The 228-nt window shown below is 47.8% G+C and carries 1 protein-coding gene; it reads left to right on the top strand.

The window, feature by feature from the left end:
• A partial coding sequence (locus ACXAG7_RS20230; RefSeq protein WP_476667969.1) for an Ig-like domain-containing protein occupies positions 1–228 on the top strand: 228 nt, incomplete at both ends.

The raw sequence follows: 228 nt of genomic DNA, 5'->3' as shown, positions 1-228 counted from the left end.
GTATCCAATGGTATGCAGCGTCAACTGGAGGAACTGCCTTAGCAGGAACAACAGCATTGAGCACAGGAACCTACTATGCATCACAAACAGTGAGTAGCTGTGAGAGTAGTAGAACCTCAGTAAGTGTAACCGTAAATACAACACCAACCGCACCAACAGCAAGCGCACAAGCATTCTGTAGTGCCGATAGCCCAACAGTAGCGGATTTAGTAGCTACGGGAACAGGAA

The organism is Tenacibaculum sp. AWR4_210, from assembly GCF_056160945.1.
Note: the sequence above shows the minus strand (reverse complement) of the source record. Positions and strands in the feature narration are given on the sequence as shown.